The 15,860-nt window shown below is 68.4% G+C and carries 10 protein-coding genes; 3 read left to right on the top strand and 7 right to left on the bottom strand.

All coding sequences use genetic code 11. The annotated features are described in order from the left end of the window. Nucleotides 1-3 precede the first annotated feature (3 nt). From urtD to urtA, 4 genes are read right to left on the bottom strand one after another with little or no spacing between them, the layout of a single operon-like run. On the bottom strand, nucleotides 4-783 hold the full coding sequence (gene urtD / locus LO55_RS16335) for an urea ABC transporter ATP-binding protein UrtD (RefSeq protein WP_071362267.1): 780 nt from the start codon (nucleotides 781-783) through the stop codon (nucleotides 4-6). Next, nucleotides 780-1,889 carry an urea ABC transporter permease subunit UrtC gene (gene urtC, locus LO55_RS16330; RefSeq protein WP_071362266.1) on the bottom strand — a complete coding sequence of 370 codons (1,110 nt, stop codon included), beginning with the start codon at nucleotides 1,887-1,889 and terminating at the stop codon, nucleotides 780-782. The genes urtD and urtC overlap by 4 nt, the downstream gene beginning before the upstream one ends. Then, on the bottom strand, nucleotides 1,886-3,466 hold the full coding sequence (urtB, locus tag LO55_RS16325) for an urea ABC transporter permease subunit UrtB (protein WP_071363811.1): 1,581 nt from the start codon (nucleotides 3,464-3,466) through the stop codon (nucleotides 1,886-1,888). Before urtB ends, urtC begins: the two co-directional genes overlap by 4 nt. Nucleotides 3,467-3,509: 43 nt before the next feature. Beyond that, on the bottom strand, nucleotides 3,510-4,766 hold the full coding sequence (urtA, locus tag LO55_RS16320) for an urea ABC transporter substrate-binding protein (protein WP_005667075.1): 1,257 nt from the start codon (nucleotides 4,764-4,766) through the stop codon (nucleotides 3,510-3,512). A gap of 224 nt (nucleotides 4,767-4,990) precedes the next feature. Here urtA and atzF point away from each other — a divergent pair, with 224 nt between their 5' ends. Both atzF and uca read left to right on the top strand, forming a co-directional pair. Then, nucleotides 4,991-6,829 (top strand): allophanate hydrolase, encoded by a 1,839-nt coding sequence (atzF, locus tag LO55_RS16315; protein ID WP_071362265.1) that lies wholly within the window; start codon nucleotides 4,991-4,993, stop codon nucleotides 6,827-6,829. 15 nt (nucleotides 6,830-6,844) lie between these two features. After that, on the top strand, nucleotides 6,845-10,468 hold the full coding sequence (gene uca, locus LO55_RS16310; protein WP_071362264.1) for an urea carboxylase: 3,624 nt from the start codon (nucleotides 6,845-6,847) through the stop codon (nucleotides 10,466-10,468). Between the two features lie 220 nt (nucleotides 10,469-10,688). Here the strand turns inward: uca and LO55_RS16305 are convergent, their stop codons facing one another. Then, nucleotides 10,689-11,627 carry a bifunctional helix-turn-helix transcriptional regulator/GNAT family N-acetyltransferase gene (locus LO55_RS16305; RefSeq protein ID WP_071362263.1) on the bottom strand — a complete coding sequence of 313 codons (939 nt, stop codon included), beginning with the start codon at nucleotides 11,625-11,627 and terminating at the stop codon, nucleotides 10,689-10,691. A gap of 242 nt (nucleotides 11,628-11,869) precedes the next feature. Here LO55_RS16305 and LO55_RS16300 point away from each other — a divergent pair, with 242 nt between their 5' ends. Beyond that, nucleotides 11,870-12,367 (top strand): hypothetical protein, encoded by a 498-nt coding sequence (locus LO55_RS16300; RefSeq protein ID WP_005667070.1) that lies wholly within the window; start codon nucleotides 11,870-11,872, stop codon nucleotides 12,365-12,367. 162 nt (nucleotides 12,368-12,529) lie between these two features. Here LO55_RS16300 and LO55_RS16295 read toward each other — a convergent pair whose 3' ends face one another. Together LO55_RS16295 and LO55_RS16290 are read right to left on the bottom strand one after the other, a co-directional pair. Next, a complete protein-coding gene (locus tag LO55_RS16295; RefSeq protein WP_071362262.1) occupies nucleotides 12,530-13,282 on the bottom strand; it encodes an SDR family NAD(P)-dependent oxidoreductase in 753 nt (250 codons plus the stop codon). Between the two features lie 64 nt (nucleotides 13,283-13,346). Continuing rightward, the gene (locus tag LO55_RS16290; protein ID WP_071362261.1) at nucleotides 13,347-15,848 is read right to left on the bottom strand and encodes a pyrroloquinoline quinone-dependent dehydrogenase; all 2,502 of its coding nucleotides are present in this window, start codon (nucleotides 15,846-15,848) and stop codon (nucleotides 13,347-13,349) included. Between the last annotated feature and the right edge of the window lie 12 nt (nucleotides 15,849-15,860).

Genomic DNA, 15,860 nt, shown 5'->3' with positions numbered 1-15,860 from the left:
TGGTCAGCGTCCCAGGTAGACTTCGATCACACGTTCGTCGGCCTGCACTTCGTCCATGCGGCCCTCGGCCAGCACCGCGCCTTCGTGCAGCACCGTGACCTTGCCCTGGCGGGCGATCTCGGCGACGAAGCCCATGTCGTGCTCCACCACCATGATCGAGTGCCGTCCGCGCAGTTCGTCGAGCAGTTCGGCGGTGCGCGCGGTCTCGGCGTCGGACATGCCGGCCACAGGCTCGTCGAGCAGGATCAGGGCCGGCTCCTGGATCAGCAGCATGCCGATCTCGAGCCACTGCTTCTGGCCGTGCGACAGCAGGCCGGCCGCACGCCAGGCCTGGTCCTCGAGGCGAATCTGGCGCAGCACCGCGCCGATGCGGTCGCGCTGTTCGCCATCCAGGCGCGCGAACAGGCTGGCGCGCACCCGCTTGTCCATCCTGAGCGCCAGCTCCAGGTTCTCGAACACCGTATGCGATTCGAACACGGTCGGGCGCTGGAACTTGCGGCCGATGCCGGCGCGCGCGATCTCGTGCTCGCTGAGCAGGGCCAGGTCGTGGCGCTGGCCGAACCACACGCGCCCCGAACTCGGCCGCGTCTTGCCGGTGATGACGTCCATCATGGTCGTCTTGCCGGCGCCATTGGGACCGATGATGCAGCGCAGCTCGCCCACCGAGATGTCGAGCGTCAGCCGGTTGAGAGCCCGGAAGCCGTCGAAGCTGACGCTCACGTCCTCCAGGTACAGGATGGCGCCGTGGCTGGCGTCCAGCGTATCGTCCTGGGCGACTCTCATGCCGCCTCCTCCAGCTTTGGCGCCTCGTGCGCGGCCGGCGCCGGCCGCCGGCGCGGAAGGCGCAGTCCGAGCAGCCCTTTCGGCATGAAGAGCGTGACCAGGATGAACAGCAGGCCGAGCGCGAACAGCCACAGGTCGGGAAAGGCGGCGGTGAACCAGCTCTTGAGGCCATTCACGGTGAACGCGCCCAGGATCGCCCCCAGCAGCGTGCCGCGCCCGCCCACCGCCACCCAGATCACCATCTCGATCGAGTTCGCCGGCGACATCTCGGACGGATTGACGATGCCGACCTGCGGCACGTACAGCGCCCCGGCGATGCCGCACAATACCGCCGACAGGGTCCACACGAACAGCTTGAACCACAAGGGGTCGTAGCCCAGGAACATCAGGCGCGGCTCGGCGTCGCGCACGCCCTGCAAGATGCGGCCCAGGCGCGAGGCGACCAGCCAGCGGCACAGGCACAGCGCGCCGACCAGGAACGCCAATGTAGCCAGGTACAGCGCGGCGCGGGTGCTCGGGGCCGTGATGTCGTGGCCCAGGATGCGGCGAAAGTCGGTGAAGCCGTTGTTGCCGCCGAAGCCGGTATCGTTGCGGAAGAACAGCAGCATGCCGGCATACGCCAGGGCCTGGGTGATGATCGAGAAATACACGCCCTTGATGCGCGAGCGGAAGGCGAAGTAGCCGAACACGAAGGCCAGCACGCCCGGCGCCATCACCACCAGCGCCATGCAGTACCAGAAGCTGTCGGTCATGGCCCAGAACCAGGGCAGTTCCTGCCAGTCGAGAAAGACCATGAAGTCGGGCAGCGCGCTGCCGTACACGCCGTCGCGGCCGATCGCACGCATCAGGTACATGCCGTGGGCGTAGGCGCCCAGCGCGAAGAACAGCGCATGGCCCAGCGACAGGATGCCGGTATAGCCCCAGACCAGGTCGAGCGCCAGCGCGGCCAGCGCGTAGCACATGAACTTGCCGACCAGCGCCAGCGTATAGCCGGAGACGTGCAGCGCATGCTCGGGCGGGAACGCCAGGTGCAGCAGCGGCAGCAGCGCCGCCAGCAGCGCCAGCGCGGCGATCGATACGCCCGTGAAGGTCCTCGGCTTCTTCATTCCACGCTCCTTCCCTTGAGGGCAAACAGTCCCTGCGGCCGCAGCTGGATGAAGACGACGATGAACACCAGGATGCCGATCTTGGCCGGCACGGCGCCGGCGAGCGGCTCCAGCAGCTTGTTCAATTCGCCCAGGCCGAGCGCCGCGATCACGGTGCCGGCCAACTGGCCGACGCCGCCCAGCACCACCACCATGAACGAATCGATGATGTAGGCCTGGCCCAGGTCGGGACCGACGTTGCCCAGCTGCGACAGCGCCACGCCGCCCAGGCCGGCGATGCCGGAACCCAGGCCGAAGGTCAGCATGTCGATGCGCCCGGTGGGCACGCCGACGCAGTCGGCCATGCGCCGGTTCTGCATCACGGCGCGCACGAACAGCCCGAGCCGGGTGGCGTTGAGCAGCAGCCAGACGGCGGCCGTCACCAGGATCGCGAACACGATGATCGCGATGCGGTTGTAGGGCAGCACCAGCGAGCCGAGCACCGTCACCCCGCCCGACATCCAGGCCGGATTGGCCACCTCGACGTTCTGCGCCCCGAACAGCGTGCGCACACCCTGCATCAGCACCAGGCTGATGCCCCAGGTGGCGAGCAGGGTTTCCAGCGGACGGCCATACAGCCAGCGGATCACTGTGCGCTCGATCGCCATGCCGGCCAGGGCCGCCACCGCGAAAGCGGCCGGCAACGCCGCCAGCAGGTACAGATCGAGCGCGTCCGGCAGGTAGCGCCGGAACAGGGTCTGCACCAGCCAGGTCGTGTAGGCCCCGATCATTAGCAGTTCGCCGTGCGCCATATTGATCACGCCCATCAGGCCGAAGGTGATGGCCAGCCCCAGCGCGGCCAGCAGCAGCACGCTGCCCAGCGACAGTCCCTGGAACAGGTGGCCGGCCAGGTCGGCGCGGCGCAGGCGGCCGTCGAGGACGGCCAGCGCCCGGGCCGCGGCGACCCGCACCGCATCAATCGGCTCGGCGCCCGGCTCCAGCAGCGCCTGCAGCAGCGGACGCTGGGCGGCGCCGCCCAGCTCTCCCAGCTGCTGCGCGGCGACGCGGCGCTGCGCCGGATCGTCCGCGCCCAAGCCGGCGCGCGCCACCAGCAGCGCCAGCGGCGCGCGCACCGCGTCATCGGTTTCGGCGGCCAGGGCGCGTTGCACCAGCGGCAGCTGGGCCGGGTCGGGCTCGGCGGCGAGCATGGCGCGCGCCGCCGCCAGCCGCCGCGCGCCCTGCGGCGCCATCAGGTCCATCCCGGAGAGCGCCGCCGCGATGGCGGTGCGCAGGCGGTTGTTGACGACGATCGTCTCGGCGCCCTCGGGCAGCGCGCCGTCCGGGCCGGCGATGCCGACCTGCCCGTCCGGCGTGGCGTACAAGGCGTCGTCCTGCAGTGCGCGCAGCAACTCCGCCGCCTGCGGCGTCGCCAGCGCGCCGAGCGCCGCCACCGCCGCCACCCGGGCGTCGGGATCGTCGCCGGCCAGCGGCTGCAGCAGCGCCGGCGCCACGCCGGCCGGCGCGGCCAGGGCGGCGCCGGCCGCCAGCCAGAGCCAGAATGCGGCTGCGCCCAGCAGTGCGCGTAGCAGGTAAACCATCATGCAGCTTCTCCCCCGTCTCGGCGTTAAAAGTCGGCGCCTGTCACAGCTTCTGTTTGCTCTCGTTGCCCTTGATATAGGGGCTCCAGGGCTGGGCGCGGATCGGCGCCTTGCTCTTCCAGACCACATTGAACTGGCCGTCGGCCCTGATCTCGCCGATCATCACCGGCTTGTGCAGGTGATGGTTGCTCGCATCCATGGTCAGCGTGAAGCCGGACGGCGCCTTGAACGACTGGCCCGCCATGGCCGCGATCACCTTGTCGGTGTCGACCGACTTCGCCTTCTCGACCGCCTGCGCCCACATGTGGATGCCGACATAGGTCGCTTCCATCGGGTCGTTGGTGACCGCCTTGTCCGCGTTCGGCAGCTTCCTAGCGGCCGCGTAGGCGCGCCACTTTCTGGTGAAGTCGACGTTGACCGGGTTCTTCACCGACCCGAAGTAGTTCCAGGCCGCCAGGTGGCCGACCAGCGGCCGGGTATCGACGCCGCGCAGCTCTTCCTCGCCGACCGAGAACGCCACCACCGGCACCTCGGTCGCCTTCAGGCCGGCGTTGCCCAGCTCCTTGTAGAACGGGACGTTGGAGTCGCCGTTGATGGTCGAGATCACGGCGGTCTTGCCGCCGGCCGAGAACTTCTTGATGTTGGCGACGATCGTCTGGTAGTCGGCATGGCCGAACGGCGTATAGGCTTCCTGGATGTCGCTGTCCTTCACCCCTTTGCTTTTCAGGAAAGCGCGCAGGATCTTGTTGGTGGTGCGCGGATACACATAATCGGTGCCGAGCAGGACGAAGCGGCGCGCCCCACCGCCGTCCTTGCTCATCAGGTATTCGACCGCGGGAATCGCCTGCTGGTTGGGCGCGGCGCCGGTGTAGAACACGTTCTTCTCGAGCTCTTCGCCTTCGTACTGCACGGGGTAGAACAGCAGGCCATTGAGTTCCTTGAACACCGGCAGCACCGACTTGCGCGACACCGAGGTCCAGCAGCCGAACACCGCGGCCACCTTGTCCTTGGCGATCAGCTGGCGCGCCTTCTCGGCGAACAGCGGCCAGTTCGAGGCCGGATCGACCACCACCGGCTCGAGCTTGCGGCCCAGCACCCCGCCCCTGGCGTTGATTTCCTCGATGGCCATCAGGGCCACGTCCTTGAGCGTGGTTTCCGAGATCGCCATGGTGCCGGACAGCGAATGCAGGATGCCGACCTTGATGGTGTCGGCGGCCACGGCCGGCAGGCTGCCGCCCAGCACGGCGGTGGCGGCGGCGATGCGGGTCAGGCTGGCGATGAAACGGCGGCGCTGTTGCATGGGGAGTGCTCCTGGTGGATGAGGAATGCGAAAAGCTTAGCGAGGCGCACCAGCCCCGCCCATACGTCAACTGACGTAGTGGCGCGACCGGCGCCGATCTACGTCACTTATCTACGTCACTTATCTACGTCACTTAGCGTATTGAGCCCGCGTGGCCGGCCCGGGATACTGACGAGGCAGCGCACAGCGTTCTCGCAACTGACCGCCAACCCCACAGGCATATCATGGACAAACACCCAAGCGCTCCTCCCCTTTCCACCGCGTTCTGGACGCTGGCCGATTGGGCCGCCGCCTACCGCAACGGCGCCGAGCCGGCCGCGCTGCTGGCGCCGCTGGTCGCCGCCCTGGACGACGCCGACCCGGCCTGGATCACACGCCTCGATCACGCCGCGCTCGCCGCGCGCCTGGAACGGCTGGCGCAGCAGCGTGAAGCGGCAGGGGACGACAGTCTTGCGCTGTACGGCGTGCCGTTCGCGGTAAAAGACAATATCGACGTGGCCGGCCTGCCGACCACCTGCGCCTGCCCCGATTTCGCCCACCTGCCCGAGGCCAGCGCCGCCGTCATCGAGCGCCTGGAAGCGGCCGGCGCGGTGGTGATCGGCAAGACCAACCTCGACCAGTTCGCCACCGGCCTGGTGGGCACCCGCTCGCCCCATGGCGCGGTGCCCAACGCCTTCGATCCGGCCTACATCAGCGGCGGCTCGAGTTCGGGCTCGGCCTCGGTCGTGGCGCGCGGCCTGGTGCCGTTCGCGCTCGGCACCGACACCGCCGGCTCGGGCCGGGTCCCAGCCGGCCACAACAACCTGGTGGGCTTGAAACCGACGCGCGGACTGGTGTCCACCCGCGGCCTGGTCCCGGCCTGCCGCACGCTCGACTGCATCACCGTGCTGGCCCTCGGCGTGGACGACGCCGCTGCGGCGCTGCGCGTCATGGCCGGCTACGACGCCGACGATCCCTATTCGCGCCGCGCGCCGCCGCGCCCGGCGGCGTGGCCGGCGCGGCCGGTGCTGGGCGTGCCGCTCGATCCCGACTGGTTCGGCGACAGCCTAGCGCGCCAGGCGCACGAGGACGCGCTGCGGCGCCTCGAAGCCGATGGCGTGGAACTCAAGCCGGTCGACTTTAGCCCGCTGTTCGAGACGGCCGCGCTGCTCTACGAAGGGCCATGGGTGGGCGAGCGCTACGCCGCGATCGAAAGCCTGATGCGGGACCATCCCGAGTCGGTGCATCCGACCGTGCGCGCCATCGTCGCCAGGGCCACCGGTTTCAGCGCGGTCGACGCCTACCAGGCCGAGTACCGGCGCATGGCGCTGGCGCGCCAGGCCGATGCCCTGATGGCGGGCCTCGACGGCCTGGTAGTGCCGACCGCGCCCACCATCCCCACGATCGCGGACGTGTTGGCCGACCCGGTGGCCCTGAATTCGCGCATGGGTGTGTACACCAACTTCGTCAACCTGCTGGACTGGAGCGCGATCGCGGTGCCGGCCGGGATGCGCGCCGACGGCCTGCCGGCCGGCCTCACCCTGATCGCCCCCGGCTGGCACGAGGCGCGCCTGCTGGAATTCGGCCGGCGCTGGCAGGCGGCCTCGCCCTGGCTGCGCGGGGCGTCGCAGCGGCCGTTGCCCTTGCCGGCGGCCCCGGCGCCATCCCTCGAAGGACAGGTCGTGGTCGCGGTGGTCGGCGCTCACCTGTCGGGCATGCCGCTCAACTGGCAGCTGGCCGAACGCGGCGCGGTATTGCTGGAGACCGCCCACACCTCGCCGGCCTACCGCCTGTACGCGCTGCCCGGGACGATCCCGCCCAAGCCGGGCCTGGTGCGCACCGGCGACGGCGCGCCGATCGCGCTCGAACTGTGGGCGATGCCGGTCGAACGCTTCGGCTCTTTCGTGGCCTCGATCCCGGCGCCGCTGGGCATCGGCACGCTGGAACTGGCCAATGGCCGCAGCGTGCAGGGCTTCGTGTGCGAAGCCTGGGCCACCGCCGGCGCCGAGGACATCACGGCGCTGGGCGGCTGGCGCGCCTATATCGCCCGCCGCTCACCCGCCGACCATCCGCCGCCACCCTGACCGGAGTACGCCACCATGTTCCATACCGTCCTGATCGCCAACCGCGGCGAAATCGCCGTGCGCATCGCCCGCACGCTCAAGAAAATGGGTATCCGCTCGGTCGCCGTCCATTCGGACGCCGACCGCGACAGCCTGCACGTGGCCGCCGCCGACGTGGCCGTCCCCCTGGGCGGCGACAGCGCCGCCGAGAGCTACCTGCGCGGCGAGCGCATCCTCGAGATCGCACGCGCCAGCGGCGCCCAGGCCATCATCCCGGGCTACGGCTTCCTGTCCGAGAACACCGCGTTCGCCGAACAGTGCGCGGCGGCCGGCATCGTGTTCGTCGGCCCCACGCCGGACCAGGTGCGGCGCTTCGGCCTGAAGCACACCGCACGCGAGATCGCGGCGGCGGCCGGGGTGCCGCTCACGCCCGGCACCGGCCTGCTGGAGGACATCGAGCAAGCGCGCGCCGCCGCCCTGGAGATCGGCTATCCGGTCATGCTCAAGAGCACCGCGGGCGGCGGCGGCATCGGCCTGTCGCGCTGCGACGACGAGGCGCAGCTGGAAGCGGCCTTCGCCTCGGTGCGGCGCCTCGGCCAGAACTTCTTCAAGGACAGCGGCGTGTTCATCGAGCGCTTCGTCGCCGACGCCCGCCACGTCGAAGTGCAGATCTTCGGCGATGGCCGCGGCAGGGTGGTGGCGCTGGGCGAGCGCGATTGCTCGGTGCAGCGCCGCAACCAGAAAGTGATCGAGGAGACCCCGGCCCCGCACCTGCCGGCGGCCACCCGCGCCGCCATGCTGGACGCCGCCGTGCGCCTGGGCCAGGCGGTCGACTACGTCTCGGCCGGCACCGTCGAATTCATCTACGACGGCGCGCGCGACGCCTTCTACTTCCTGGAGGTGAACACTCGCCTGCAGGTGGAGCACCCGATCACGGAAGCGGTCACCGGCCTCGACCTGGTCGAATGGATGGTCCGCATCGCCGCCGGCGAACCGCCTTCGTTCGACGACCTGGCGCCGCCGCGGGGCGCCGCGATCGAAGTGCGGGTATACGCCGAAAACCCGGCGCGCGACTTCCAGCCGGCGCCGGGCGTGCTGACCGAGGTGGCCTTCCCGGAACACGTGCGGGTCGACACCTGGGTACGCACCGGCACCGAGGTATCGGCGCACTACGACCCCATGATCGCCAAGATCGTCGCCCACGGCGCCGACCGCGAGGATGCGCGCAAGAAGCTCCTGGCGGCGCTGGAAGCGACCCGCCTGCACGGCAGCGCCACCAATCTCGACTACCTGCGCGGCATCCTGGAAAGCAGTGCCTTCACCGACGGCCGGGTGTCGACCGCCTTCCTCGACCGCTACACCCACGTCTCGCCCCTGGTCGAGGTGCTGAGCGGCGGCACCTACACCACCGTGCAGGACTACCCGGGCCGCGCCGGCTACTGGGACATCGGCGTGCCGCCCTCGGGGCCGATGGACGACCTGGCCTTCCGCCTGGCCAACCGCATCGTCGGCAACCCCGAGGATGCCGCCGGCCTCGAATGCACGCTGCAGGGCCCGACGCTGCGCTTCCATGGCGACGCGCTGATCGCGCTGGCCGGCGCGCCGGCCGAGGCCACCCTCGACGACGGCGCCCCGCTGGCCTGGTGGCAGCCGGTCGCGGTGCGCGCCGGCCAGGTGCTGCGCATGGGGCGCGCGGCAAGCGGCTGCCGCAGCTACATCGCCCTGCGCCACGGCCTCGACATCCCCGATTACCTGGGCAGCAAGTCGACCTTCGTCCTCGGGAAATTCGGCGGCCACGCGGGGCGCACGCTGGGCGTGGGCGACGTGCTGCCGATCTGCCGGCCCGGGGCTGCGCCCCTGGACGCGCCGCGCGCGCTGGCGCCGGCGCTGGCGCCGGCCTACGGCAGCCACTGGGACATCGGGGTGCTGTACGGCCCGCACGGCGCGCCGGATTTTTTCACCGAGGACAGCATCGCGACCTTCTTCGCCACCGACTACGAGGTGCACTACAACTCGAACCGGCTGGGCGTGCGCCTGCTCGGCCCGAAGCCGGAATGGACGCGCAGCGACGGCGGCGAGGCCGGCCTGCACCCGTCGAACGTGCACGACTGCGTGTACGCGATCGGCAGCGTCAACTTCACGGGCGACACGCCGGTGATCCTCACCTGCGACGGACCGAGTCTGGGCGGCTTCGTGTGCCCGGTCACGATCGCCCGCGCCGAGCTGTGGAAGGTGGGCCAGGTCAAGCCGGGCGACACCATCCGCTTCCGGCGCATCGGCTTCGACGACGCGCTCGCGCTCGAGCTGGCCATGGATAGCGCGATCCGCGACCTTGATCCCCTGCCCGGCCTGCCCGTGCAGGGCTTGGCACCGGAAGCGCCGGCTGTCATGCAGAACTGCGTGCTGGCCGCGCTGCCGGCCAGCGGCGCGCGCCCGGCGGTGGCCTACCGCCAGGCCGGCGACAAGTACATCCTGCTCGAATACGGCCCGAACGTGCTGGACCTGCGCGCGCGGCTGCGCGTGCACCTGCTGATGGAGGCGCTGACGAAGCTGCGCCTGCCGGGCGTGCGGGAGCTGTCGCCCGGCGTGCGCTCGGTGCAGATCCATTACGACAGCCGGGTGCTGGCGCAGGCCGCGCTGCTCGATCGCCTGATGGCGCTGGAGACGCAACTGCCCGACGTCGCCGGCTTGCGGGTGCCGAGCCGCATCGTGCACCTGCCGCTGGCGTTCGAGGATTCGGCGACGCTCGGCGCCGTCGCGCGCTACCGCGAAACGGTCAAGGCCGAAGCGCCCTGGCTGCCGAACAACGTCGATTTCATCCAGCGCATCAATGGGCTGGACAGCCGCGACATAGTGCGCGACGCGATATTCGACGCCAGCTACATGGTGATGGGCCTGGGCGACGTCTACCTGGGCGCCCCATGCGCGGTGCCGCTCGACCCGCGCCACCGCCTCCTGACCTCCAAGTACAACCCGGCGCGCACCCATACCGCCGAAGGCACGGTGGGGATCGGCGGCATCTATATGTGCATCTACGGGATGGATTCGCCCGGCGGCTACCAGCTGGTCGGACGCACGGTGCCGATCTGGAACAAGTTCCTGCACAACCGGCAGTTCGGCGACCAGCCGTGGCTGCTGCGCTTCTTTGACCGGGTGCGCTTCTATCCGGTGAGCGAGGCCGAGCTGGAGCGATTCCGCGACGACTTCCGCGCAGGGCGCGCCCAGGTGCGGATCGAGGACGCGCTATTCGACCTGGATGAACACGAACGCGGGCTGGCTGAGGATGCCGATGCGATCGCGGTCTTCAAGGCGCGTCAGCAGGCTGCGTTCACGGCCGAGGTGGCGCTGTGGCATGGCGACGTGGGCGCCGGCGCGGCGCATGAGGACGAGAACCAGCCTGAATCGACCGATGGTGCGGGATCCACGGTCGCCGCGGAAATGTCGGGGAATGTGTGGAAGCTGATGGTGGAACCAGGCCAGGCGGTGCGGGCCGGAGAAGTGGTGGCCATCCTCGAGGCGATGAAGATGGAGTTTTCGGTGCAGGCGCCGCACGCGGGGACGGTCACCGCCGTGTATTGCCGGGCCGGCAGGATGGTGCATGCGGGGCAGGCGCTGTTCGCGCTCGATCCGGTCGATGCCTGTGCGGGGGTGGCGGCGTGACCCGGTGGCGCCAACCTCACCCTCGACATGGCGGATCCAAGAAGGGACAAGGCTGACGTGTTCAGAGAGGCGAGCAAGATGTTTTTCAGGGTGCGGCCTGCTCAAGGGCTTGCCGCTCCAGGGGGGGCATCTCGAGACATTCTCGACATGTTTCTGCAGTGCCCGCGCGCGACCGATATCGAGCGCCGGCGCGCGGCAAGTCTTCGGTACTACTTCGGCACTACAGATCCAGTTCCCACGTCTCGTTGATCATGGCCTTGCCGAAGGCATGCACGGGTTCTTCAGCGACAAGCACATAGCCTTTGTTGCGGTAGATATGGCGCGCGTCCTCTTGATGGTTGGTCGTCCAGAGACGCATCCGTCTGTAGCCAGCATTCCGGGCGAACTCGTGACATGTATCAACCAGATGCGCGCCCAATCCCGAGCCACGCGCCTGCTCCGCCACCAGAAGCAAACGTAGCTTTGCGACGCCCGCCTCTCCACTGCGCGTTACCGCAATCGAACCGACGCGCTCTCCCCCCATTTCGGCAATCCAACAGCGCTCGGCTGCCGGGTCGAAATCGTGCTCCAGATCACCACAAATCTGTTCCACCATTGTTTCAAAGCTGCTGTCCCAACCCTGCTGCTCTACATAGAATTCACCGTGGCGCCGGGCAATCCACGCCAAGTCCCCGGGCTGATGGGTGCGCACGACAAAAGGTTGAGCAAATTTCATGACCCCTTTTTTCTCTAGCAGCGTCTGGATCGTGGCCATGGCATCGAGCAAGCGTTGCTGATCAGCCTCGTCAAAACGCGCCAGCATGTCCCCCACTTCTTCGCAGGAACGGCGATCCAGTGGTTCGTAGACCGCGCGGCCATGGTCCGTCAGGTGAAGCAGCTTGGCGCGGCCGTCGACCGCAGAAGCGATCTTGGCGACCATTCCCGCGGACTCGAATCTCCCGACAATACGACTCAAATAGCCGCGATCCAGACCGAGCTGGCGGCAAAGGGCTGCTGGTTGTTGGTCGCCGTGATGCGCCAGCTCATACAGTACACGCAGCTCCGTCAAGGTGAATTCGGTTTGCAGGAGTCTTTCGCTGAGCACACCGATGTGGCGCGTGAAGAATCGGTTGTACGAGCGGACTAGCGTAATTTTTTCAGAGTTTGGCGAGGCGGGCATCGATGCTCCAGCATAGGAAACACGCCGATTGTGCGCGATATTGCTGACTCAGTCAACAAAATGGCCGAATCAGGTCGCTGGCGACCGGGTTCGGCGCGATCCTCGGGGGATGAGGTGGTCTATGACGTAAGCGTGGAAAACTCGCAACAATGTTAAAAAACGAATCGTGCGCGTAAAAAAAAGTCGTCGCTTATCTTACTATGTTCCATTAACAATTTTTTAACAACCAAGGAACTAGTTTAATGAAGACCGTCTCGCTCCGCCTCCTGTCCAGCCTGGTCCTGATGGCCGCTTCGTTCTCGGCCTCGGCCGGTCCTAACGTGGTCAAGGCGCTTGAAATCAAAGGCGTGTTCAATGAAAAAGTTGGTCCTGCGCCGCAATGTGCGTCGTCGCTCGGCGGCAAGCTTGCCGGCCACGGTGAGACGGCCGAAGGAACGCCGGTCGCGTTCGTCGGCGGAGATTGCTTCGCCCAGTCTGGCACCACATTCACCTTCAGCAATGGCAAGTTCGTCCTGCTGTATCCAAACGGCGACCAGATTTTCGCCAACTACGGTGGCCAGTTCGTCCCCACCGGCGCAGGCACTGCCTACGTCATGAACGGCGGCACCTTCACCATCACCGGCGGCACCGGCACCTATGCTCGCGCAACCGGCGGCGGCTACCTGACCGGCACCGAAGACTTGTCCAACGGCGCCGGCACGATCGGGTTATCGGGTCGTGTTTACTACAAGCAGAAGTGATCGCTGAAACAGCGCCAAGCCGCGCTGATACTGCGTCGTGACGGACAAGGTAAAAAGAGCGGGATGTATCGCGCTCTTTTTACATCCAGCTCGTTTTTTGAATAGCCACTCATTGGCTTGCAAGATAGCTGGGACGATTGCATGGCGCAGACCGCGCTGTCGTCAGAACTGCACCCCGCGCGTGAGCCCGCCGTCGACCAGCAGATTGGTGCCGGTCGTGAATCCCGCCGCCGGGCTGGCAAGAAATACCGTGGCGCGCGCCACCTCGTCGGGCGTCGCCATGCGGCCGAGCGGATTCGCGGCCAGGCAGGCGGCGAAGGTTTCCGGCTGATTGCGCTCGATGTCACCCCATACCCCATCGGCGAAATACACATTTCCAGGCGAAACCGTATTGACACGGATGCCATCGGCGGCGTGCCGCGTCGACAGCGTCTTTCCGTAATGGGTCAGCGCTGCCTTCAGCACCCCGTATGGTTCGGCAAACATGTCGATCTCACGTCCCGACACGCTCGAGATCAGCACGATCGAGGCCGCGTCCGACTCCTGCAGATGCGGCAGCGCCGCCTTGACCATCGCCGCGGTGCCGAGCAGGTCGGTCTCGAAGGCGCGCCGCCAGGTGGTCAGGTCGTCGCCGCCGGCCAGCGCGCTGACGTTCGGCACCACGATGTCCAGCCCGCCCATGCGGCGCGCCGCCTCCCCGACCCAGGCCGTCACCTGGGCCGCATCGGTGACGTCGACCGCCGCGCCGCAAGCGCGCGCGCCGAAGGCGTCCTGCGCCGCCGCCACACCGCCGGCATTGCGCGCGCAGAACGCGACCTGCGCGCCCTCGGCCAGAAAGCATTCGACGATCGCGCGTCCAATGCCGCGCGAGCCGCCGCTGACCAGTACCTTGCGTCCTTGCAGTCCGAGATCCATGAGAGTGTCCTTTCTGAAGTGAAAAAGGCCAGTCGGATGACTGGCCTGCTGCTTCGTGGCTGGCTTACTTGCGCAGCTTGTAGGCGATGATGGCGTCGCTGTTGCCGGTTTCCATGAAGGCGTGACCGGTGGCGGCGATCAGGATGTATTGCTCGCCGTTGATCTCATAGGCGATCGGGTTGGCCTGGCCGCCGGCCGGCAGCACGTCGGTCCAGACGGTCTTGCCGGTGCGGATGTCGATCGCGCGGAACAGGTTGTCGGTGGCGGCGCCGATGAACACCAGGCCGCCGGCCGTCACCACCGAACCGCCGTTGTTGGGCAGGCCGATGTCGAACGGGATGTACGACGGGATACCCCATGGGCCGTTGCGGCGCGCCGTGCCGAGCGGGCCGTCCCACAAGGTCTCGCCCGTGTCCAGGCTGACGGCGCGGATGCCGCCGTACGGCGGCGCCGTGCATGGCACGCCGGTGCCGATATTGCGCCAGCCCGCATTCACGCTGATGGCGTACGGCGCATTGATCTGCGGGTAGACCGAGGAACCGCCCTCGCCCTTGCCGGCCGCCTTGGCGTTGGCGTCCTTGCTGGCGTAGATCGGCTGCACGCCCATCCTGTTGGCCTGTTCGCGCGGGATCAGCTGGCTGCGGTTCGGCACGTCGTTGTAGTTGGCGATCAGGATGCGGCGCACCGGGTCGATCGCGACCGAACCCCAGTCCGAGCCGCCGTTGTAGCCGGGGTACTGGATCCACGGCTTGTCGCTCGACGGCGGGGTCAGGTAGCCGGCGTAGTTCGACTGGCGGAACTGGATCCGGCACATCAGCTGGTCGACCGGCGAGAAGCCCCACATGTCGGCTTCGGTCTTCGGGTCCTTGCGCAGGCTGTGCCAGAGCGACGTCGGCTGGGTGTCGGCCACGAAGTCCGGCTCCACCGAACCGAGCTTGGGCGCCTTGACGCTGCCGATCGGGATCAAGGGCTTGCCGGTGGCGCGGTCGAAGATGTACATATCGCCCTGCTTGGTCGGCAGCAGGATGGCGGCGACCGGCTTGCCGTCGGGGCCGGGATAATCCAGCAGGCTCGGCTGGCTGCCGAGGTCGTAGTCCCACAGGTCGCGCTGCAGCGCCTGGAAGTGCCAGACGTCGCGGCCGGTGGTCACGTCCACCGCCACCAGCGAATCGGAGTATGTGTTCTCGGCCTCGCTGCGGTTGCCGCCGAAGTAGTCGATCGACGAATTACTGATCGGCAGGTAGACCAGGCCGAGCGCCTCGTCGCCAACCGCCGTGGTCCACATATTCGGGGTGCCGCGGGTGTACGTCTGGCCCGCCGCAGGACCCTTGACATTGTCCGGATTGCCCAGGTCCCAGGCCCAGGCCAGCTGGCCGGTGACGGCGTCGTAGCCGCGGATCACGCCCGACGGCGCGTCTTCGTCCTGGCCGTCGCGCACCTGGGCGCCGGTGACGATCACGCCGCGCACCACGGTCGGCGCCGCCGTCGGCGAATACCAGCCCGGCACCTTCTTGCCGAGATCCTGCCACAGGTCGACCTGGCCCGGCTTGCCGCCGGCGCCGCCGAAGTCGGCGCACGGTTTGCCGTCGCGCAGGTCGACTGCGACGATGCGGGCATCCAGCGTGGTGCTGATCACGCGCGTCTTGCAGGCGGCATCGTCAGCCAGCTGGGGCGCGGTGTACACCGCCACGCCGCGGCAGACGGCGGCGTGGGCGATGCCTTCGCCCGGCACCTGCGGATCGTAGCGCCAGCGCTGTTCTCCGGTGGCGGCGTTGACGGCGAACAGGATGTTCTTGGCCGAGCACACCAGGAGGTCGTCGCCGATCTTGAGCGGCGTGTTGGCCGGCGAATAGCGCTCGCCCTTGGCCGGCAGGTCGCCGGTATGGAACACGAAGGCGCGCTCCAGGCGGCCGACGTTATCCGGCGTGATCTGCGACAGCGCGCTGTAGCGCTGGGCGCTGGCGTCGCCGCCATAGGTCGGCCAATCGGCCGTGGTCCCGCCGACCGCGCCGGCCAGGACGGCCGGGAACTGCGCGGATTCGACGCTGCGCACGCCTTCGCGCGCGACCAGCACGCCGAGGATCGCCAGCACGGCGATCGCGGCCAGCGCCGAAGCGGTCTGCAGTGGGTCGAGCGCCCGCCGGCGCGCGCCGACGGCTGGTGACCGCGAAGGCATCTGCGACAACATCGGCGACAACATCGGCGACAGCGCGAGCGCCAGCATGAACAGCACCGTCATGCCGACCACGCGCGGCACCAGGCCCCAGCCATTGAAGCCGACTTCCCACACGGCCCAGGCCAGCGTGGCCAGCCAGGCGATGCCGATCACGGCCTGGCCACCGCGCTTCCTGCGCGCCAGCAGCACGGCCCCGGCCAGCAGGGCGGCGCCGGCCAGCGCATAGTAGGGGCTGCCGCCGACGGCGATCAGCCAGATTCCGCCACCCAGCATGGCCAGGCCGAACAGGCCGATGAACAGGGGAATGACGACGAGGGCGATGCGCCAGCCCGTGCCGGCCGCTGGCGCGGACGGCTGGGCGGGGTTGCCCCTCTTGTTGGTAGTACTCATGGTGCTCCAGTT

The organism is Massilia timonae (assembly GCF_001866515.1).
Classification (GTDB): domain Bacteria; phylum Pseudomonadota; class Gammaproteobacteria; order Burkholderiales; family Burkholderiaceae_D; genus Telluria; species Telluria timonae.
This window is presented reverse-complemented; position numbering and strand designations above follow the sequence as displayed.

Excerpts from the sequence above, each read along its gene's own strand:
- urtA (WP_005667075.1), bottom strand. The coding sequence starts at position 4,766 with ATGCAACAGCGCCGCCGTTTCATCGCCAGCCTGACCCGCATCGCCGCC.
- uca (WP_071362264.1), top strand. The coding sequence starts at position 6,845 with ATGTTCCATACCGTCCTGATCGCCAACCGCGGCGAAATCGCCGTGCGC.
- LO55_RS16290 (WP_071362261.1), bottom strand. The coding sequence starts at position 15,848 with ATGAGTACTACCAACAAGAGGGGCAACCCCGCCCAGCCGTCCGCGCCA.
- urtB (WP_071363811.1), bottom strand. The coding sequence starts at position 3,466 with ATGGTTTACCTGCTACGCGCACTGCTGGGCGCAGCCGCATTCTGGCTC.
- LO55_RS16295 (WP_071362262.1), bottom strand. The coding sequence starts at position 13,282 with ATGGATCTCGGACTGCAAGGACGCAAGGTACTGGTCAGCGGCGGCTCG.
- LO55_RS16305 (WP_071362263.1), bottom strand. The coding sequence starts at position 11,627 with ATGCCCGCCTCGCCAAACTCTGAAAAAATTACGCTAGTCCGCTCGTAC.
- LO55_RS16300 (WP_005667070.1), top strand. The coding sequence starts at position 11,870 with ATGAAGACCGTCTCGCTCCGCCTCCTGTCCAGCCTGGTCCTGATGGCC.
- urtD (WP_071362267.1), bottom strand. The coding sequence starts at position 783 with ATGAGAGTCGCCCAGGACGATACGCTGGACGCCAGCCACGGCGCCATC.
- atzF (WP_071362265.1), top strand. The coding sequence starts at position 4,991 with ATGGACAAACACCCAAGCGCTCCTCCCCTTTCCACCGCGTTCTGGACG.
- urtC (WP_071362266.1), bottom strand. The coding sequence starts at position 1,889 with ATGAAGAAGCCGAGGACCTTCACGGGCGTATCGATCGCCGCGCTGGCG.